The organism is bacterium (assembly GCA_016699045.1).
Classification (GTDB): Bacteria; Babelota; Babeliae; order Babelales; family RVW-14; genus AaIE-18.
The window spans coordinates 969,475-989,774 of sequence record CP064957.1 but is presented as its reverse complement, the minus strand read 5'-3'; the positions used below and the strand labels follow the sequence as shown (position 1 = coordinate 989,774).

Sequence of the window (20,300 nt, the reverse complement as noted above, 5' to 3'; positions counted from 1 at the left end):
TTCCGCACTTTTGGCAAGCGAGAGGAGAGACAATCTCCTCTCGCTCTTTTTCACTAATAATTAATCAGTGGTTTCAAGAATACCAAAGGCTACTGGATCGGCATTACCATTAGGCTGCCCAATCAAGGCACCGCTTTCAAGAGCCTCATCAGGCTCACCACCAACAATACGTGGGTTTTCAACACGTACAATGCGATCAACATCAGTCGCATAAACAGGGTTTACAACGCCATGGTTGAGGTAACCAGCACGGTTGTCCAGCAAGTCTCTCGAGAAGGCAACTTTCTTTCTTGGTTGATCAACAAAAGGACGAATGGTCATAAAATTGAAGAAGCTATCTTGTGAGTTGGTAAACAATGAACGACCAGCTGTAGCAAACGATGCCGTACCTGCAATATCATCACGGTCAATCATAAGCGGGGCTGAAGCAAACAACGAATAATGCTCATCGTTTGGCAACAAGCCGGCATAATCCCACACGTTAACACGACGTACAACACCAGCATCTGGTACAAACATCACGTTACCGCCACCACGAACTGCAACATAGTTCTGACCATTAACATTTACTTGCCAATTAAAGGCAATTGGACCAAATGCCATCAACGATGCTTCACGATGCGAACCATCATAAATGCGTGCATGATCAATAAAGCCTGCTTGTAAGTCTATCGTTATATTATTAACTTCGAACAAGCCTTGTACTTGCCATGCATGAGTCGTGTCTGGTGTAAATACTGGCAAATCATCTTCATCAAGCAATGCAAAACCATCAATATCAAGAACTGGATTTTGCGATTGAACAGCATCACCATTCAAATTGCCTGGACGGTTGATAACACCAGCGGCAAGACCAAAGAAACCGCCACGTCCAACAAACATACCAGCATTTTCACCAATCGTGCTCAATGTAAAGTTGATTTCACCACCCAGAACTGAGGATGGGTTACCAACTTCAAAAGCACCACCAGAAACTTCTGGCGTACCAATATTGAAATTTGATTGTCTGTTCATGCTGATTATAATATCGGTAAAGAGCGAAACGTCATCATTTTGCACACCAACCAAAGCATTGTTATTAACCATAATTTGAGCATCTTTATTGCCCCAAATTTGACCAATACCAACAATCTTAATACGATCTGCTTGTGCAGCATCTGAGTTAGCATAGCAACGCACTTCTGTTTGTGGCTCAAATGGTCCTTCAAAAATCAATTGTGATTGATCATTAAAGTACAACACAACACCACCCACAGGATTTGATGGGAAGCGAATTATTGAACCTGGTTCCATGATCAAGCGTACTTGGCCACCAAAAGCAATTTGTTGTAAATTCTCTGATTGACCAAAGCTTGAAAGATCAAGCTCGCCGCCAGCAATAACACGAATTTCACGCGGAAGATCTGAATAAAATGTTAAGCGATTAGAAACTACAGAACTAAATTGCGTAGAAGCAATAAGTGCTTGACGATCTTCTATCACCAAATCAGCATTCAAATCAATAATACCATCACCAAGTGGTACAATTTGAACATGGTCTTTACCAAGTATCTTCCATGAATTACCACCAGAATGACTATTAATTTCACGCGTACCAAGACCAATACGTCCGCCATTTTCTAAGAACAGAATGCCATGATCACCAGCACCAACCACATCATCAAATGGATTGTCTTGCGTTAATGGCACTGACACGAACTCACGCACACGTCCTGAAACTGGATTAATCGCATCACCCGTTACCAACAAATAGAATGGGTTTGATTGAGTAGCACCAGCAACACGAAGTTGTCTGATATCTTCACCAGCACCAACAAACAACAAGTTGTCTGGACGGTCTATTGCAAAATCAATGATTTCAGTCAAACGAGTTATTGGTCGACGACGCACTGATGCAAAGCGGCTTGCCAATGGTGAACGATGAATGTCATCGAACAAATGATCGTCGCCTTCAATGTTGTTCCAATTAATCACCACGTCTTCAGCGCCTGAACGATCGTAACGAACACGACCAAGGTCTTGGTTAAAGAAACCACCAAGTCTTACCAAGCCATCAGTCTCAGCAGAACGTGCTGCAAACATAGCAGCCGTGAAGCCCCATGGCTGTACCGCTGCATTTGGCAAGAAGGTTGATTGATCGTGAGGAAGATCTACACGGCCCGACAAATCAGTCACACGTGTTGTTCCTGCCAAATTCCAATCGTTCCAAACACGTTGCGCAATAACCGTATCAACAATTACTTCTGGCGGTACTGAACCTGGATCGGTTGGGCTTGCAACCGTCAAACGACCACCATGGTTTGCATATACCGTTCCTTTGTTGTCAAAACGAGTTATTGGTCCACGTGCAGCAACTGGAGTACCCAATGAGTCAAAACCACCAAAGGTTATGAATTGTCCATCAACCGTTACAACTGCTGGTGGCAACAACAACGCATCAAGATTAAACAAGTCATCAGGATTTGAGCTTAATGTTTCTTTTGGAATTGGACCATACGCGGTATTGGCATATGGGAATGATGTTAAGCTGCTATCGCCCTGAATCGTTGGCCAACCAATGGCCATGTTACACGTACCAAGATTTGGACATGAGTGTAAAAACAGATGATGTGCGCGCTGAGCTGCGTATTCATCTGGATTTACTGAAACAGGGAATTGATCACCATTTTGTAATGAAAGATTAAGCGTTGCAGAAGAACCATCTCCTGGACCATTAATCTTAAATACATTGGTATATGCAGATTCAGTAACTAAGTTTGTTGAACCATCCGCCATTCTATTATTGTGTGTACCCATCATAAACAAGCGACCATGACCAAGGAAGAACGTATCATTAACATCACCGTGATCAAAAAATCTTACAATGGAATTGTTGTTACCGTCTGATGTTGCTATTTTTGGATAATCTTGCACAACAAAACGAATACCAGATGCGTTAAGCGATTCTTCAAGATCAAGAATATTGTTGTAGAATCTTAATTCTGGCCAACGATAACGATCTCTATCTGAACCATCAAACACAAAAAGCGTATCTGCAAAGAACAAACGTTCACCGCCCGTCAACGCAGGGTCAGAGCTATTTGGCAAACCATTAACACACTTTGTTACGTCGCTATGTTGAATGGTTGAGTTGTAAAAAGATGCATTGTTGTTCAAGAAAATTGCTGGTGAGTTGTAACGATCATACGAATGATTTCTAACTAATGGACGCGTATCAACTTCGTGTCCGGTATAATCAAACGTAATAGTTGGCATGCTTAAGAAACCGGCATTTTCAACCGTAGAAGCATAATCACGAGGCAGACCAGTAGAAGGATCTACCAACGTTGTGTTGGCAACTGAAACCACCTTGAGAAGACCTTCATTTTCAAAAACATGCTCGCCTTCACCGTTGGTTTTGCTGTGCTGACCAGCGGCAAGTTTTTGACCATCATACAACACGCTACTATCAACAATTAATGCAGCATCCCAATCGAAATTAGGATTATCGCAAACAAGCGCGCGAGGAGAAGAAATGATTAAGCCTTCACCCTCTTCTTCTTCTTCACCAAACGTTACCAATTTTGACCACAAGCCAAAAATATACCCATATTTTGAAGAAGCAGCACAACGGAAATGAGCAGAGCCATTACCACGGAATTTTATTTGTGCTGTTACTACGCCATCAAGACCACGTGCTGCAGGATCTGCTGCCGTAAATTGGCTAATTTGATCAGAAAATAACGTGGTGTCTATGCCATCAATAACAAATGCAGCTGGATTCTTTTTCTTAATAACATCGGCACCAAAATCTGCTCGTGCAAGAATATCAGGTTGATTAATACTACCAGCAACATAATCAAAAAAGGTATTGTGATAAATATCAAGCAAACCATTAACACCCACAATAAAACAGGTACGCGAATTTCTGTAATAAGAATCAAGATCAACACCAAAAGAAGCTGACCATTCATGACCAAGCGATGAGCCGCCAAATCCTTCTTCTTCCTCATTAATGAGTTGAGGGAAAGAACCGCGACGACATTTTTTATGCGCACGTTTATTTAATTTACCCATACCACGATCACGCAAAAATCCTTCTTCGCCAGGAATAGCTCCATTGAAGAAATCGTAGTAAGGATCTGACATGCGCTTACCAACAGATTGTGCATCGTTTACAACCAACAAACCACGACGGCCTGCAGGTGCTGGATCGTACGCTGACATAAGATCTCTATTTTTGTAAGCAAGATCATCGCATACTTTAAAAATAGCTTGCGCACCAGCTGGTACGGAATAGTTTAACGTCGTACGAATTTGAGCAGGGTCATAACCAGCTACACGATGTCCAGCAACAATAACAGTACCATCGTTAAATGGATACACAAATTGTCTTTGATAAAATTCTGGATCAGCAGGCGTAAATAGTCCTGACTCAAAACCAAACGTATAAGCACCCATGATTAACAAAATCATGCGGCCTGTACCAGCATTTGAAGGATCGAACGCTACGGAACCAAAACCACCATTGCCTGGATTTTCAAGATAATCAAGCCCTGATTGATCAATAGAAACATAACTCAAGATAGAGTTAGGACCAACCATTACCAAACAACGCTCAGTCTGTTCTAAGAAATTTTTACGTTGGAACAGAACTTTGCAACGACCATTATTAATATCATCTTGCGTTTGATCCATCGTAATCAATACTTTGGTACCACCAGCATTATTGCTAAAACCAGTAAACGCATAATTATTTAAAACATCAACAGGATTGGTAGCATCGATATCACCAGTAAATTTAATGGCAACACCGTTAGCCATTCTGAATGTTGTTTGACCACGACCACGGAAGGTAAGATATAAATCTAAACCTTGTTGCGTTGCTTCTTCTTCACCAGCACGGGTTACACCTGAACGAAGAACATTACCGCCCGGCGTAATACCTCTAAATTCAAGGTTATGATCAACATTAACGGTCATAGTACGGCCTTCAGCAACTTCAAATTGAATTTGCGAATAACCAAGACCATCATTTATTGGATTACCATCAGGATTGGTATACGGAATAAAAGTTACGGGCGTACAAACGTTAACGGTACCATCAACCGTCAATGCTTTGATCGTTACGTCACCATCAACTTTTAATTCAACAGGATCACCAGTACCGTTTAATAACCCAACCAGATTCAATGTCGAATCTCCGCTTGTTGCTTCCCATGATGTATTATAATCAACAGGAACTACAAATCCAGGTGGCACTGATTTTAACTCTGCAGCTTTTTTCTTTGTTGGCGTTACATTTTTTTTAGCATCTTCAGAACGCATAATTGGCGTATAAATTCGATCACCACCGTCATAAATGCCACCTGTTGTTGCAAAACCATTAACATCAACACCATCCCCAACTGGCAACCAATAGAATGCCTTTACTTTTTGAAAAGGCAAACTGAATAACGCTGCTGCAAGAAGCAGGATCCTCAGTCTTTTACGAGCCATTGTTTTCTCCCCTTTTAGGACAAACGACAGAACACCATACAATTTTATTATTACGATTAAACATTAATGAGTATCTCTCCTTCACTTTTTAAAATTTTCTAATTATTCACTATCCTTCCCTTCAAAAAAGGGAACTCATAAAAAGAACAACTGGTGTTATTACGTGATGAGAAAACAATGGAATAAACGAATGTTTAACGCGTGAGAGAATAAAGATACATCCCTCTCCTTTTTCACCGCATCTCCTTTGCGCACACTAGATAGTGTTTGATTATCAATCTGGTTTATCATTAACCTTTGTTTTTTAAATGTCAAGGACTTACACCTGAGACAAAATCAATATAAAAAAAGTTTTTTAACACGCTAAATTTTGGTTCATCAAAGTTTTGTTCTATACTCTTGGCGATAGTTCTAAAAAAGTAGTGTCCTTATTGATATCAATGAGATAAGTTAAAAGTAAAGCTTTTTAAAAAAAATATTCGGAGTGCAGTATGCAACAAATTAATGTGCCTTTTTTTTCACTACAAAAACAAACAGAAAAATTAACCCAGAAGATAGTTACAAGCTTTGAGTACATCCTCAAAACACAACAATTTATTGGTGGTCCGTTGGTCAATGACTTTGAGAAAAAACTTGCACAATTTTTAGGCAATAATTCACAAGTAATTTCTTGCAACTCTGGCACCGACGGCTTGTGGTTAGCACTCAAAGCTCTTGATGTTAAACCACAGTCAATTGTTTTAACAACGCCATTTTCATTCATTGCCTCAAGTAGCGAAATCATTGCTCTGGAAGCCTATCCAGTCATGATTGATATTGAACCAGAAACGTTTAATATCAGCCCTGCGCTCATCCAAGCGTGGCTTGAAGAATATGCAACAATGCAAAACGGCCAAGCAATTCATACCAAAACAGGCTTGCCCGTTGAGGGAATGGTTATTGTCGATTTATTTGGTCAATGCGCTGACTACCAAGCAATCAAAAACATCGCTAAAAACTGGAACTTGTGGATTATTGAAGATGCATGCCAAGCAATTGGCTCTCACACTAACAAACAACAAGCGGGCACTTTTGGTGACATTGGCGTCTTGTCATTTTACCCAACAAAAAATTTAGGTGCTTTTGGCGATGCAGGCTGCTGCGTTACCGACAACCCCGAGTTGGCCATGCGTTTAACGAAACTTAAAAATCATGGTCGTGCATCACATTACGAATATGAAGAATTTGGAATCAACAGTCGCTTAGACACTATTCAAGCATCAATCCTTTCAATCAAACTTGATGAACTTGATTCGTACAACCAACGTCGCCGCGAAATTGCAAAATTCTATAACCAAGAATTAGCAGCACTGCCATTTTTACAATTACCACAAGAAAAGGTTGGACACCACGTCTATCACCAATATTGCGCCATATTGAAAAATAACCAAGAACGCACAGCGTTCATTAAACATTTGACGACACATGGCATTGGTAGCAATATTTATTATCCAAAAGCATTAACTCAAATTCCATTTTTAAATACACACTTGGATCTGATTAATGTCTGCCCTGTTGCCGAACATGCTTCACAAACAATTGTTGCGCTCCCAATTTGGCCAGAACTTGAACAGCATGAATTGGTGCATGTCATTGAAACTATCAAAAAATTTCAACCAACCGTCATTATTAACCCTACACAACCAACGGTAAATGCTTATGCCGCATAAAGGTTATTTTATAGTTATTGAAGGTATCGATGGTAGCGGCAAATCTACACTAGCCCGCCATTTAGCTCAACAACTTGAACAAAACAATCAAGCCGCCCTGCTCACTAAAGAGCCGGGCGGCTCTCCTCTTGGCAAAAGTTTACGAACTATTTTGCAAACGCAAGAAGAGCCACTCTGCCCAGCAGCAGAGTTTTTGCTGTTTGCCGCAGACCGGGCCCAGCATTTTGAACATATTATTATTCCAGCACTACAACAAGGCGTTACCGTCATTTCAGACCGCGGAGCAGATTCATCGCTTGCCTACCAAGGGTACGGCTACAACCTTGACCGGACCATGATTGCCAACGTTAATCGCTGGGTCATGCAGGGAATAGAGCCTGATTTGGTCTTTTTTGTAAAGCTTGATGTGACAATAGCGCAAGCCCGTCTAGCAAAACGCAACCTTGGCTTAACCTCTTTTGAAAAACGTGATAGGCTGTTCTGGCAACAAACTGCTCAAGGATTTGAGGATATTTTTGCTACGCGGACTAATGTGGTAACCCTTGATGGCATGCTTGATGAAGAAACATTAATGCACCAAGCGTGGCAAACACTGGAAAAAAGATTACAAAAATGACAACCATTCCAACGCAACTATTTGTCGGCTCAAACGATGATACCATCGCGCAGGCCGAACATTACGTGCAAAAAAATTTCTGCCCACAGGCGCGAGTTGGCGATTGTTTTTGTACCAGTTGCCGCCAAATCAAAAATCACCAACATTTTGGCATGATCTGGATTTGCCCAGAAAATGACTATACACTGAGCGACCTTGAGGTTATTTTTGAAAAAACAGCCTTAAGTTTGGATGCAAATGAATCATTTTTCTTTGTACTTGAACATGCTCACACATTAAATGTAGCGGCCGCCAACAAACTGCTTAAAGTTCTTGAAGAACCGCCACAGGGCTATTTTTTTCTTTTGTTAACAACTAACGAACAAGCGTTGTTACCAACCATCCTTTCGCGCTGCCACGTTGTTCGTTTGCACAGCAATACAGCTACTTATTCGACCCCCGCGCTATGTACTTTTTTTTATGACGAGGCCAAGCGTGACTTGCCTTTTGAATTTGAACAAGAATTACGCAAAGCTGCATTAACAGACAGTCTTGCCACTGAGATAGTCAATGACATGTTGCATTATTTTTCTCAAAAATTAATCGCATCATATTCATCACCAAAATCAATTGATAAAAAATATTGTGAAACGGTTATTGAATTTTTAAAAGACAAACTTCATAAGCCGCCTCAATCTGGCAGCTCGTTACTCTTTTTTAAAACGCTTTATTTAAGCTTTCCGCGGCCATGAAGACAGCGGTTAAATCATATTTACTTAATTATCTCTACGTACAACTGGTTATCACGCTGGTAAGTCTGCCCATTTTAATTAGCTGGGGCCTTTCGCTTTCATTTCTCTCTCTCGTAGGCAACCTCATTTTTACACCCGTGCTCATGTTATTTATTGTTCTCAGCACACTCTTTTTTTTCAGTGAACTTGCCGGCATACCCAACGCCTGGTTTGCTTTTTTATTAACTAAACTTACGCACAAATGGGACTCCGTTTTACATTTTTCAAACGAATCATGCCACATAAATTTTGTACATCCAGGCTGGTGGTTTTTGGCAAGCATTCCCTGTATCACGTTCATTATCATTAGCAGCCCACTCATCAAATCATTACACAAACGAATCGCCTTTTTGAGCATTTTTTTGTTAGCAATTTGTACCAGCTTGTGGATATATCAACAGATCAAAATAAAAAATCAAGAATCGATCTGCAAAGTCTCTGATAAATTTTCTATCGAGAAAGATAGCGATGGGCAGCTCACATTTGTTGATGATGGTTATTTTAACAGCAAGCAATCACCAGAAAAAGTCGTTGAATTTGAGTTGCGTCCGTACATGGCCAAAAATTTTGGCACACCAATCATTAATGAATTAATTTTGCTCAGACCGGGAACAAGAAGCTTTGTGGGCGCCACAACATTTTGTCAGTATTTTAATGTCAAAAAAGTTACTTTTCCTTACTTTGAAAAACCATTAAACAAAGCAGGGTGGCGGGCATTTTTTGCACTTAAAAGAATAATAGCAGCAAAGAATATTATGCTAGCACGAACCGGCATCTGGAACAAAAACAACAAAGATCTTAAAGCTGCTGATGAGCACGCAAAGAAACAAACAAATCTTCAAAACACGCCGTCTCAAAAAGATATGAATAAGCCCAGCAAAAAAGTGGCAACGTTAAACCTTCCCGCGCCAAAAGCTGATTAATAGTTTGAGCCGTATTAATACCTTCAGGCAAAGTTGTAAAATCTTTTTTCAATGCTTCAATTGAACGATTTTTTCCCAACAACGTACCGGCTCGTAAGTTTTTGCTCAGCGAACCAAAACAGGTCAGCATGATATCGCCAAGACCAGACAAGCCATAAACCGTATCAGTTTTACCGCCACAATGAATAATTAAACGACTGATTTCGTCCAGACCAACGGTCAATAAATACGCGGTTGTGTTCGACGCACAATTATGCCCCTGTGCTATCCCCACTGCAAGCGCTAAAACATTTTTCATGCTCCCGCCAAGTTGCACCCCAACGGTATCAGTCGATGTGTACGGCTTAAAAAAATTGTTTGCCAACATGCCCGCCAACTCTTTTAATACCACTTTGTCAGGAGAAGCAATTGCTGCAGCACTGATTTGTTGTGCCACCAGTTCCTGAGCAAAGGTGGGGCCACTCAAAACCGCAACTGACGTTTTTTTACCATAAACATCACAAACAATTTCGGTCGGCAGTAAGAGCGTTTCTCGTTCAATTCCTTTGCTCAACGCCACCCACACCGTCTCATCAGAAACGTGCGGCTTTGCACGCTCGAGCAGAGAACGTAAAAACGCAACGGGAATCGCTTCAAAAATCCATTTTTTATCTCGTACCGCCACCGCAAGATCGGCAGTAACCGAAATCTTTTTATGCAAAGTAATACCAGGCAAATACGGTTGATTAATGCGTGTTGTTTCAATGGCACTCACTACTTCAGGTTCCAATGCCCACAACAAAACATCATGGCCATTAGTTGCCAACAATTGAGCAATTGCTGTACCCCATGCACCTGCACCCAAAACCGCAATCTGCTTATTCACTATTCTAAGCCCCAATATTTCGTTTAATCGTATCAAATTTGTTTACACACTCTTGCAAAATTTCTTCAGTAACTTCAGGCCAAAAACAATCTAAAAACATATATTCGCTATAAGCTGCTTGAAACAACAAAAAATTGCTCACGCGAATCGTATTACCGGTACGAATAATAAGATCTGGGTCTGGCATGCCAGATGTCCATAAAGAATTTTTAAGAGAGTCTGCCGTAATATCTTCAAGCTTCATTTCCCCCTGTTGAACTTTTTTTGCCAAAGAACGCGCCGCAAAAACAATCTCTTGTTGAGAGCCATAGCAAAAAAGCAAGTTCAGAAAAAGCGTGTTGCATGATTTTGTTTTTTCTTCAACTTCATCAATGACCGAAAGAACATCCTGAGGAAAATAGGAACGATCGCCAAGAAAACGCACCGAAACGCCTCGTGCCACCAAATCAGGTACTTCTTTTTTAAATTCGAAAAATAGCTTAAAAAAATAACTCTGCTCTGCTTGAGATCTAGAAAAATTTTCGAGAGAAAAGGTATAAAGCGAAAGATATTTTATACTATTTTTCAAACAAACCTGAATGGCAAATCGCAACGTATCCATACCTTTGCGATGCCCAAAGACAGACTCGAGCTTGTTTTTCGCCGCCCATCTTCTATTTCCATCGGGAATAATCGCAAGATGCTGCATCTGCATACTTCTCTCCTACATTCAATCTCACTTACCACGTTTTGTATCTTTATTGCCCATTCATACTAACCAAAAAAGGATAACTTGCAATATTGAAATTAGGCTTTGGTCTGTCAATTAATCTGATTTTTACCGATAATCACTCTAAAAACGGCCCTTTTACCCAAACCCCAACCGCTTTGATATTTTCAATTTGACATAATTTTTTCTCCTGATAAACTAGTAAAGTAGTAAATTCTGTACTTTCTGTCTCAGAAACTATTAGAATTAAGCAAAATAAATCTACATCAATACTTCAAATAAACGAAAGGAGGCACGATGGAAGATCTTAAGTACAAAATAAAAGCAGTCATTTTTGATATGGATGGCACCATAATCAAAACTGAACACATTTGGAAAAAGGTAACCCTCGATGTTCTCAAACTCCAAGGAGTAGAAACGTTAAGCGACGAAGATCAGACGTTCCTTGATTCTCTTGCCGGCATGTCGTTGCCAAAGTCAGCTGTTGAATTAAAAACACGATTTAATTTACCAGCTTCTGCAGACGAGGTTTTTAATCTTAAACTTGCCTTGGCAAACACGTATTTTTTTAAAGCTATGGAATTCATTCCTGGGTTTGAACAATTTCATACCAAACTTCAGCAGTATAATATTCCTTCAGGTCTTGCTACAAACGCACATCCAGACCATCTGAAGACAATTGTCGAGACAATGAATTTTAAACGACTGTTTGGTGAGAATATTTATTCCATTGAACACGTCCAAAAACCAAAGCCAGATCCGGACCTTTTTTTGCACACGGCAGCAATGCTTGGTGTAAAACCTGAAGAATGCATTGTGTTTGAAGATTCTATACACGGCTTTAAAGCAGCACAAGCTGCCGGCATGAAATGTATAGCTCTTAAAAACAACAATAATAAAAACATTCTTGACCTTGCTCAAGATGCTATAGATAGCTATGACCAAGCAGAAGATGCATTAAGAAAGATTTAACTTTCTTAATGCCCCCCAAGCCGTTTCCCTTTTTTTCTCCCAATCTTTCTAGACATATCTTAGTCAATATTTATAATCAGCTCATACTATTATCATAACTAAGGGCGGAGCATGATTGAAATCAAAAAAAAGATTAAAGCTATTATTTTTGATATGGATGGTACCATTCTCAATACTGAAGCTTTGTGGGGATTGGCAACCAACGATCTTTTACAACATCACAACATCACCAACGTAACTCCTGAACAGCAAAAAATATTATCAAATCTTGATGGCATGGGATCTATGACCAGAGCCCGTCTTTTCAAAGAATGCTTCTCGCTACCAGGCTCCTTGGAAGAAATAACTCAATTGCAAGATATGATGGCCGTAAACCGTTTTAAAACAGGCATGCAATTTATTCATGGCTTTATTGCCTTTCAAAAAAAGCTTGTTGAGCACGGCATCCCGCACGGCATTGCTACCAACACACGCAAAACACCTTTTATGTTTATTATCGAAGTCATGAAACTTGATAATCTTTTTGGGCAGCATTTGTACTGCGTTGACGATGTTGACAATCGTCCCAAACCAGACCCTGCACTCTTTCTTTTTGTTGCTGAAAAACTTGGCGTTAAACCTGAAGAGTGCTTAGTGTTTGAAGACACGGTACATGGTTTTAAAGCCGCACAAGCTGCCGGCATGAAATGCATTGCTATTCAAAATGATACCAATAAAGATTTATTGCACCATGTTCATGGCTCTATCACTAGCTACGACCACGCCGAAGAACTCTTAAAAAAAATTATAGGGATCTTAAAACATGAATGATCTCAAACAAAAAATTAAAGCCATTATTTTTGATATGGACGGCACCATCCTGAACACCGAAGCTTTGTGGGACCTGTCAACAAAGGACCTCTTACAACATCATAACATCACCAACATAAGTCAAGAACAGGAAGAGATTTTATCAAAACTCACCGGCATGGACGCTATAGCCAGTGCTCGCCTTTTTAAAGAATATTTCTCATTGCCTGGCACCTTAGAAGAAATCGCTCAGCTGCAGGATGCCATGGCCATGAACCACCTTAAAACGGGCATGCAATTTATTCATGGCTTTATTGCTTTTCAAAAAAAGCTTGTTGAGCACGGCATCCCACATGGCGTTGCCACCAATACACGCAAAACACCTTTTATGTTTATTATCGAAGTCATGAAACTTGATAATCTTTTTGGCGAGCATTTGTACTGTGTTGACGACGTTGGCAATCGCTCAAAGCCAGACCCTGCACTCTTTCTTTTTGCTGCTGAAAAACTTGGCGTTAAACCAGAAGAGTGCTTAGTATTTGAAGACACGGTACATGGTTTTAAAGCCGCACAAGCGGCCGGCATGAAATGCATTGCTATTCAAAATGAAACGAATAAAGATTTATTGCACTATGTTCATGGCTCTATCACGACGTATGATCACGCTGAAGAACTTTTAAAAAAATTATAGGGATTTTAAAACATGAATGATCTCAAACAAAAAATTAAAGCCGTGATTTTTGATATGGACGGCACTATTTTAAAAACTGAACATTTATGGCGCCAAGCTACGTATGATATTTTACAACAATACAACGTACTGAATTTAACACCAGAACAACAAAAGGTTCTTGCTGCTGTTGATGGCATGGAGCTTGTTGTGCAAGCACGCGTATTAAAAGAAAATTTCAATTTGCCTGGCACACCCGAAGAACTCGCTCATCTCAAAATTACCAACGCCATGCGTAACTTTGAACACAAAGTAAATTTTATTGATGGCTTTGAATCATTTCAACAAAAATTGGTCCAAAATAATATTCCACACGGCATTGCAACAAACGCCCACAAGGGACCATTTCGTGTTATTGCGCAAACCATGAACTTGGATAAATTTTTTGGCCCACATCTGTATTGTACCGACGACGTACAAAATCGTTCAAAACCAGATCCAGCTCTCTTTCTTTTTGTTGCTCAAAAACTTGGTGTTAAGCCTGAAGAATGTTTAGTATTTGAAGACACAGTACAAGGCTTTCAAGCAGCACAGGCTGCCGGCATGAAATGCATAGCTATCGAAAACGATAACAACAAAGATTTTTTGCAATATACTAACGGCTCAGTCAAAAGCTACGACCAAGCAGAAGAATTGATCAAAAATTTGTAGGAAACATAATGCACAAACAACATCAAGATCTTGTATGGTTCAAAGAATGTTTAGCAAATCAAGATCTGGTCAAAAAACTTAACGCCATCAAACTTATTGTTACCGACATCGACGGCTCACTCACTGATGGCAATTTAGCTTACACCGCCGAACAAGAAAACTCACGTCGTTTTTCTACCGAAGATGGCTTTGCAATTGTTCAAGCAATAAAAGCAAATATCTTAATCGCTTTTTTGAGCGGCAAAGGTCATGGCTCCATCAGCATTCGCGCACGCATGCTTGGCATTCCGGATGATCTGTGCATTGGCGGGCGATCGGACAAATTAGTTGTTATTGAAGAAATACAAAAGAAGCACGGGATACTTGACCACGAAGTACTTATTTTTGGTGACGATCATTATGACGCTGTTGTAAAAAAACAAAATCAAGCACTGATGTTAGCCACGCCGCTCAATGCTCCATTTTATTATCATAACTTTGCAGACGTTGTAGTGCCGCGCAATGGCGGTGACCATGCTTATCGACGCTTACTTGATCTGATTTTATACATTCAAGGCAAACATTTTGATCAAGACCTCATTACGCAAGCATTACAATAAATTCATGCGCATTATTATTTTTGTAAACATCGCCTGTTTTATTTTTATCGGCAGTATTTTTTTTCTTTATCACGCACGACAAAAACAAAGCGTCCTAACTGTTGAGCAACCAACAATGCAAGAAGATATGCTCATTTATAACATGCACCTGCAAGAAAAATGCTCGCACAATCAAACCGTACACATAACGGCAGAAAAAAGTGCTGTAACCAAAATGACCAATATCATACAGTGCTCAGGCATTACCGGTATCTTGCGTAAAAAAAATGATACCATCGCTTTTTTTAAAGCCACACAAGCAAAAATCGACCATGCACAACACTGCTGCTATTTGTCAGAAAACGTAACCGCAACCATACGCTCTATCACAATTACCGCATCACAAGGTATTTTTGATATCACCAAAAAAGAATTGACGCTTGAAGGTGGGGTTACCACCGAATTTGCTAAAGAGCCCGACACGCCACTACAGCGTTAATGCCTTCAGGTTTGAGAGCATGCAGCACCTTGGCAGCGCTAACCAACGTTGAGCCCGTTGTACATAAATCATCAACCAGCACTAAGCGCTTACCGCGTAAATGTTCAAAGCAACGCAAGCCAAAAAATGTTCTCAACTTAAACGCATCAATCACATTCTCATGACGAAGATCATGCGTTAATGTTGATTGAAAAGCGGTACGCTTGTGACGCGACAAAACATTCAGCACGGGAATATTGTAATGCTTGCCCAGCATACGCGCAATAACCAACGATTGGTTAAAACCACGGCGCGCGTAGCGTGTCCAATGCAAAGGTATGGGAATTAGATAGTCTGCTTCAAAATAATTTTTAGGAATAGCAGCAATCATGATAGCCGCCAATTGACGGCTCGCGCGCATGTCTTGACTAAATTTGCGTACAACTAATTTTTTTACCGGATCGAGATACGCACACCCAGCAGCCACATTCATCGTGTGTTTTTTTGTTAAAGCCAGCGGCAAAGAAACCACCGGCTTAATAACCGACTCGCACGCCTGGCAACACACCACCGCACGCGGCGGCATGATCGTGCCACACGAAAAACAGGCAGCAGGATAAAAAAATGAAAGTAGTTCGTCCAACATGATCGTTAGTGTGACATCCACAAAATAAAGCGGAAAAATAAATTAACACTCACGCCAGCCAAGATATCGCTCGCAACAATACCCAAAAAGCCAGGAAGGCGCTCTAACTGTTTATGAACAACTTGATACCACACAATTGGCTGCAAAAAATTTGATGCATGAAAAAGAATAAATCCAACGATCAAAAATTTTAAATTAAGTGGCGTACCAAAAAAAGCAATCGTAAAGCCAAGCGCACGATCAAGCACAATACATGACGGCTCTTTGTCTGTTGGATATTGCAAGGCGGTATGAATGATGATCATAACCGCAGTAAAAAGCGCCATCAAAAAATAGAAAAAAACTTGCTGATCAAGCCAATACAATGAACGCAAAAAATATAAAAAAGGTATGGTTGCTAGGCTGGCAACCATATATCCAAAGCGCCAGTTACCAACAACGCCAAAGGTTGCTGCAAGAAAACAAATCTCTTTAAATTTTTCAATTATCTTCATAAAAAAAATGTTTCATTAAAATGCCACAAACACCCACAACAACAAACGAATCTGCTATATTAAAGGTCGGCCAATGCCATGCAGCATAATGCACATCAATAAAATCAATAACCGCACCATGCACCAACCGATCAATGAAATTGGAAATGGCACCAGAAAGTACCATTATTTCTGACAAGCTTTTATGATGATTAAAAAAACGAATAATTGTGTACGTCCCAAAAATCACAATAACCGCCGCAATAAACCCACTTAAAATGATATAGCCTGTTGCTGATGTTTCACTAAAAAAACTCCAACTAATACCTCGGTTCCATGCAAACGAAAGCGTAAGATTATGAGTCAACACTTTATCGCTATCCATAAGGTTTACCAGTGCCCACCACTTTGAAAGTTGGTCAAGGCCAATCAAAACGGCACACGAAGATACAAATAACATTATTCGCTTAATCACCACGTGCCCCTTTTTTTATGAACGAATTTTTGCGCCCAGCTTTTCAATAATAGCTATTGCTGCCTGCCAAACTTGATCAACAACCACTTTTTCAATTGTTTTTTCTTGATCACTCAGCCACAATCTAAAAGTCAATGAACGCACATCGCCCCATTCTTCTTTTTCAAAGAAATCGATAAGCTGTACCGATGTTACTAGTGTTGATGCATTACGCAACGATGTTTGTATCTGCTGAGTTTCAAGCGTTAACGGCACCATTAAACTCATATCAATAAACGTTTCTTGAAAGCGTGATACAGCAGCATACTGCTTTACTTCAACAGGCGCATACAACAAAAAGTCACCATCTATTTCAAAAACAAACGCGTCACTTTCTGGCAAGACATCAAGTTTATGCATAAATACTGGGTTGATTTTTCCCGCCCTGCCAATGCTCTGACCTTGGTACATCAACTCAGCAGACTGATACGGCTTGTACCACGCCAATGCGGGTGCATCCATTTGTTTCCATTGCAGATCCGAAAGATTAAAGCCCAACGTTACCAGCATTTGTTCAATATGATGTTTGCATTCATAAAAATCAACGGCCAGGCGTCGATGGAAGAAGAGACCCGCAATACTTATTTTTTCAAAAGTATTGTTATCTTTTTTTCCCCAAATGCGCCCAACTTCAAAAAAGTTAATAGTATCGCGATGCACAAAATTTGCTTGCATGTTTTTGAGCAAGCCCGGCACCAACGAAGTAACCAAACGGCAATAATTTTCTGAAACAGGATTCAGTAACGTTATTGTTTGCTGCTCTTGCAAGCCCAACGAAACAAGAAATTGCTCATCAAAAAATGAATAATTTTGCTGCTCCACCATAGCGGCCGCTTGTGCCAAATAATTTTTTATGGCACGACGACGCAAAATAGGAGCCAAACTAAATGGGCGCCTAAAAATGCGCGGCAACTGCAAACTGATTTTGTTAAAGCCGTACAACCGGGCAACTTCTTCAACAATATCTTCTTTAATTTTTATATCTTTACTTGAACGAAATGATGGCACATCAATCCGGTAAGTAACATCATCGTCAGTTTTTGTTGCTACTACAACAAACTCAATACGCGTCAAAAGATCAACAACATCGTTTGACGAAATGGTAATACCCAAACGTTTTTCAATAAAACTGTGCGTTAATTCAAGATGAAGGAGCGGCGCCGCTGCACCAACCGCTATCACATTAGCGGCAGGCTTAAGTTTCAAATTTATTTGTTCGGCCAGAGCAAGAAAGCGATAAACGGCTTGAACCGCCTGATTTGAATCAAGCGTCTTTTCAAAACGTGCAGAAGAATCGGTGCGTGTTTTATGACGCATTGCAGCCTGCCGCACCATCGTCGCATCAAAATTTGCTGCTTCAAAAAATAGAGCCGTTGTCTGCGCATCAACTGATTCATTCATGCCACCTTTAACGCCGGCCAAACACATCGGCTTTTTGCCATCGGCAATAACCATGTCCTGCTCTGTTAACGCAAGCTCATTGCCATCAAGCAACAAAAGCTTTTCGCCCGGCGTGGCCATTCTGATCACTACTTTCCTGTCAGCAATTTTATTGGCATCATACGCATGCACCGGCTGAGACCAGTCCAACATGACATAGTTAGTTAAATCAACCAAGGCATTAATAGGCCGTGCATCAACCTTCATTAAGCGACTGACCATAAAAATATCAGACGGGCGGTTATCAACATCGTCGATATACAAACCATTAAATTTTGAACAAAGTTTAGGAATTTTATTTTCAAGCGCAATGGGATTTGCAGCATCAGCCTGCATTGCTGTTTGAGCTTGCTGAACCGGTATTGTTTTTAAAAAGTTATCAGCCGGCAATAATGGCAAATTCAGCAGAGCAGCAATTTCACGAGCAAAACCGCGATGTCCCCACATATCTGGGCGATGAGTAATTGACTTGTTATCAATATCCAAAATAACATCGTCGCACTCAAACTTGGCCCGCCAACCGCCCGCCAAGTCCTTTTCATTAGCAGCAAGTGCTGGCACCAAGCCATCTTTTTCTACACCAAAATCTGCCAAAGTAGCCCATTCAAAACGGTCGTTAACTTTTTTTACTAAAAACGAACTATTCGCGCCATTTGCAAGCAATAAGTCAGTAGGATTAGTTCGTTTTGAAATCGAAACTTCTTTACCAAGCTCCGGAATCACGATAGTACCGCTACCAAGTTCTTTTTGTTGGCCCAGAAAAAAATTATCCATAGAAAAAGAAATACTATGAAAACTTTCGATTTCTGCTGTCATTTGATTAAATTTAGTTACGAGCTCATTAATATCGCACGTACGCCAATCGGTATCTATATGATCAAAAATCCAGGCAACAGATAACTTCATAACAAAACACCACTTGATTAAAAACTTGTCGCATTAGCCCATTCGAATCATTCAAAGATGCCTGATATTGAAGCAATCGTCAATTTTCTAAAAAATTTTACAAGGAAAAATATTTTTTCTTCAAGAGCCTCTCAAGATTCACAAAAAAATTTGTTGACTATTCTAGCAAAGATACGCTATACCTACTTGCAGTCTCATGAGCATACGTTGTAACGCAAAAGTTATCGTTATTTTCCGCAGAGAAAGGAATAGTACATGAAACTCAAAGCACTATCAGTCATTGCCCTTTTTTCAATTTCTATCACTGGTTTGCATGGTTTCTCACGCAACGACTTGCACAAAATGCACAGAATCTCAGCAATTGCCGCAACACCAGGTGAACTCTCAGAAGCTCTTTCAGGCGACCGTGTCAAAGAAACTGAAGTGATTGAAAATATCAGCGTTGGTATGTGTCGCCTTTTGGGCGCTGCATTAGAAACTGATGAATTGATGGCAAAAATTAATCGTGTTTTTGCTGCCTTTAATTTGGCAAAAAATGGTCGCAACCCAGGACAAGGGAAAGGCGCACTTCAAGGTTGGGACAAAGATCTTGGCAAACGCGTTGGTCTTGATGTAACCTTTGCTATCATTCAACAACTTGCTAATGATTTTGCTTGTGCAACAATCGGCAAAAATCTTCCCGAAAATAACCAACGTCCTCTTCGCCGCCTTACCCGCGCATTTACTCTCGCACTTATCGCAAGCTTAATTGAAGGCAGCTCTTCAAAAGCTCGCAATTACCTTCACGTTGGCTATACACACGCCGACGCCGCAAGCGGACTTACCAATGATTCAGATAAAACTTTTGATCAATATTTAACCCCATTCTTGAAAAAATTTGGCGCTAATATCGCTTGGGAACTTTGTGGTGAAGCAATCATTCGCTCAACCGACGATGATAGCTTTAGAGATCTTGATCTCTTAACAACAGAAGAACTTGCAGCAAGTTTAGAAAAAGTAGAAATCAAATCTCCTGCAAGAAAATAATATTTCGAAATTTTTCGATAACAAAAA

Annotated in this window: 17 protein-coding genes; 10 read left to right on the top strand and 7 right to left on the bottom strand. The window is 40.3% G+C overall.

Annotated elements, in window-relative coordinates; genetic code table 11:
• Positions 1-60: 60 nt before the first annotated feature.
• Positions 61-5,478 carry a hypothetical protein gene (locus tag IPF37_04490; protein ID QQR48791.1) on the bottom strand — a complete coding sequence of 1,806 codons (5,418 nt, stop codon included), beginning with the start codon at positions 5,476-5,478 and terminating at the stop codon, positions 61-63.
• A 491-nt stretch (positions 5,479-5,969) separates the two neighbouring features.
• On the opposite strand from IPF37_04490, the gene IPF37_04485 reads away from it, so the two are divergent.
• From IPF37_04485 to IPF37_04475, 3 genes are read left to right on the top strand one after another with little or no spacing between them, the layout of a single operon-like run.
• Positions 5,970-7,187, top strand: a complete 1,218-nt coding sequence (locus tag IPF37_04485) for a DegT/DnrJ/EryC1/StrS family aminotransferase (GenBank protein QQR48790.1) — start codon at positions 5,970-5,972, stop codon at positions 7,185-7,187.
• Complete coding sequence (tmk, locus tag IPF37_04480) at positions 7,177-7,803, top strand: dTMP kinase (protein ID QQR48789.1); 627 nt, start codon at positions 7,177-7,179, stop codon at positions 7,801-7,803. The genes IPF37_04485 and tmk overlap by 11 nt, the downstream gene beginning before the upstream one ends.
• On the top strand, positions 7,800-8,534 hold the full coding sequence (locus IPF37_04475; protein QQR48788.1) for a hypothetical protein: 735 nt from the start codon (positions 7,800-7,802) through the stop codon (positions 8,532-8,534). Before tmk ends, IPF37_04475 begins: the two co-directional genes overlap by 4 nt.
• Before the next feature lie 837 nt (positions 8,535-9,371).
• Here IPF37_04475 and IPF37_04470 read toward each other — a convergent pair.
• Positions 9,372-10,361, bottom strand: a complete 990-nt coding sequence (locus tag IPF37_04470) for an NAD(P)-dependent glycerol-3-phosphate dehydrogenase (GenBank protein ID QQR48787.1) — start codon at positions 10,359-10,361, stop codon at positions 9,372-9,374.
• A 4-nt stretch (positions 10,362-10,365) separates the two neighbouring features.
• On the bottom strand, positions 10,366-11,055 hold the full coding sequence (uppS, locus tag IPF37_04465) for a di-trans,poly-cis-decaprenylcistransferase (protein ID QQR48786.1): 690 nt from the start codon (positions 11,053-11,055) through the stop codon (positions 10,366-10,368).
• A gap of 312 nt (positions 11,056-11,367) precedes the next feature.
• On the opposite strand from uppS, the gene IPF37_04460 reads away from it, so the two are divergent.
• The 6 genes from IPF37_04460 to IPF37_04435 all read left to right on the top strand — a co-directional run bounded on the left by IPF37_04460 (position 11,368) and on the right by IPF37_04435 (position 15,289).
• The gene (locus tag IPF37_04460) at positions 11,368-12,042 is read left to right on the top strand and encodes an HAD family phosphatase (protein ID QQR48785.1); all 675 of its coding nucleotides are present in this window, start codon (positions 11,368-11,370) and stop codon (positions 12,040-12,042) included.
• 111 nt (positions 12,043-12,153) lie between these two features.
• A complete protein-coding gene (locus IPF37_04455) occupies positions 12,154-12,852 on the top strand; it encodes an HAD family phosphatase (GenBank protein QQR48784.1) in 699 nt (232 codons plus the stop codon).
• Positions 12,845-13,522, top strand: a complete 678-nt coding sequence (locus IPF37_04450; GenBank protein ID QQR48783.1) for an HAD family phosphatase — start codon at positions 12,845-12,847, stop codon at positions 13,520-13,522. The genes IPF37_04455 and IPF37_04450 overlap by 8 nt, the downstream gene beginning before the upstream one ends.
• A gap of 12 nt (positions 13,523-13,534) precedes the next feature.
• Complete coding sequence (locus IPF37_04445; GenBank protein ID QQR48782.1) at positions 13,535-14,212, top strand: HAD family phosphatase; 678 nt, start codon at positions 13,535-13,537, stop codon at positions 14,210-14,212.
• Positions 14,213-14,220: 8 nt separating this feature from the next.
• Entirely contained in the window at positions 14,221-14,811 is a 591-nt protein-coding gene (locus IPF37_04440; protein QQR48781.1) for a hypothetical protein, read from the top strand.
• On the top strand, positions 14,777-15,289 hold the full coding sequence (locus IPF37_04435) for a hypothetical protein (GenBank protein QQR48780.1): 513 nt from the start codon (positions 14,777-14,779) through the stop codon (positions 15,287-15,289). Before IPF37_04440 ends, IPF37_04435 begins: the two co-directional genes overlap by 35 nt.
• On the opposite strand, the gene IPF37_04430 is transcribed toward IPF37_04435, so the two are convergent.
• Genes IPF37_04430 through pheT form a run of 4 tightly spaced genes read right to left on the bottom strand, consistent with a single transcriptional unit; the run spans position 15,258 to position 19,247 of the window.
• On the bottom strand, positions 15,258-15,914 hold the full coding sequence (locus tag IPF37_04430; protein ID QQR48779.1) for a ComF family protein: 657 nt from the start codon (positions 15,912-15,914) through the stop codon (positions 15,258-15,260). The two genes, IPF37_04435 and IPF37_04430, sit on opposite strands and share 32 nt — an antisense overlap.
• Positions 15,915-15,919: 5 nt before the next feature.
• Positions 15,920-16,408 carry a phosphatidylglycerophosphatase A gene (locus IPF37_04425; protein ID QQR48778.1) on the bottom strand — a complete coding sequence of 163 codons (489 nt, stop codon included), beginning with the start codon at positions 16,406-16,408 and terminating at the stop codon, positions 15,920-15,922.
• Positions 16,395-16,862: a signal peptidase II gene (gene lspA, locus IPF37_04420; GenBank protein QQR48777.1), complete on the bottom strand. Its 468-nt coding sequence runs from the start codon at positions 16,860-16,862 to the stop codon at positions 16,395-16,397. The genes IPF37_04425 and lspA overlap by 14 nt, the downstream gene beginning before the upstream one ends.
• A gap of 15 nt (positions 16,863-16,877) precedes the next feature.
• Positions 16,878-19,247 (bottom strand): phenylalanine--tRNA ligase subunit beta, encoded by a 2,370-nt coding sequence (gene pheT, locus IPF37_04415; GenBank protein ID QQR48776.1) that lies wholly within the window; start codon positions 19,245-19,247, stop codon positions 16,878-16,880.
• Positions 19,248-19,502: 255 nt separating this feature from the next.
• Between pheT and IPF37_04410 the strand changes: the two genes are divergently transcribed.
• Positions 19,503-20,273 (top strand): hypothetical protein, encoded by a 771-nt coding sequence (locus IPF37_04410; GenBank protein QQR48775.1) that lies wholly within the window; start codon positions 19,503-19,505, stop codon positions 20,271-20,273.
• Positions 20,274-20,300 lie beyond the last annotated feature (27 nt).

Coding starts and splice junctions, on each gene's coding strand:
- IPF37_04460 (QQR48785.1), top strand. CDS start 11,368: ATGGAAGATCTTAAGTACAAAATAAAAGCAGTCATTTTTGATATGGAT.
- IPF37_04425 (QQR48778.1), bottom strand. CDS start 16,408: ATGAAGATAATTGAAAAATTTAAAGAGATTTGTTTTCTTGCAGCAACC.
- IPF37_04485 (QQR48790.1), top strand. CDS start 5,970: ATGCAACAAATTAATGTGCCTTTTTTTTCACTACAAAAACAAACAGAA.
- uppS (QQR48786.1), bottom strand. CDS start 11,055: ATGCAGATGCAGCATCTTGCGATTATTCCCGATGGAAATAGAAGATGG.
- IPF37_04440 (QQR48781.1), top strand. CDS start 14,221: ATGCACAAACAACATCAAGATCTTGTATGGTTCAAAGAATGTTTAGCA.
- IPF37_04430 (QQR48779.1), bottom strand. CDS start 15,914: ATGTTGGACGAACTACTTTCATTTTTTTATCCTGCTGCCTGTTTTTCG.
- IPF37_04490 (QQR48791.1), bottom strand. CDS start 5,478: ATGGCTCGTAAAAGACTGAGGATCCTGCTTCTTGCAGCAGCGTTATTC.
- IPF37_04445 (QQR48782.1), top strand. CDS start 13,535: ATGAATGATCTCAAACAAAAAATTAAAGCCGTGATTTTTGATATGGAC.
- IPF37_04450 (QQR48783.1), top strand. CDS start 12,845: ATGAATGATCTCAAACAAAAAATTAAAGCCATTATTTTTGATATGGAC.
- IPF37_04410 (QQR48775.1), top strand. CDS start 19,503: ATGAAACTCAAAGCACTATCAGTCATTGCCCTTTTTTCAATTTCTATC.
- pheT (QQR48776.1), bottom strand. CDS start 19,247: ATGAAGTTATCTGTTGCCTGGATTTTTGATCATATAGATACCGATTGG.
- tmk (QQR48789.1), top strand. CDS start 7,177: ATGCCGCATAAAGGTTATTTTATAGTTATTGAAGGTATCGATGGTAGC.
- IPF37_04475 (QQR48788.1), top strand. CDS start 7,800: ATGACAACCATTCCAACGCAACTATTTGTCGGCTCAAACGATGATACC.
- IPF37_04455 (QQR48784.1), top strand. CDS start 12,154: ATGATTGAAATCAAAAAAAAGATTAAAGCTATTATTTTTGATATGGAT.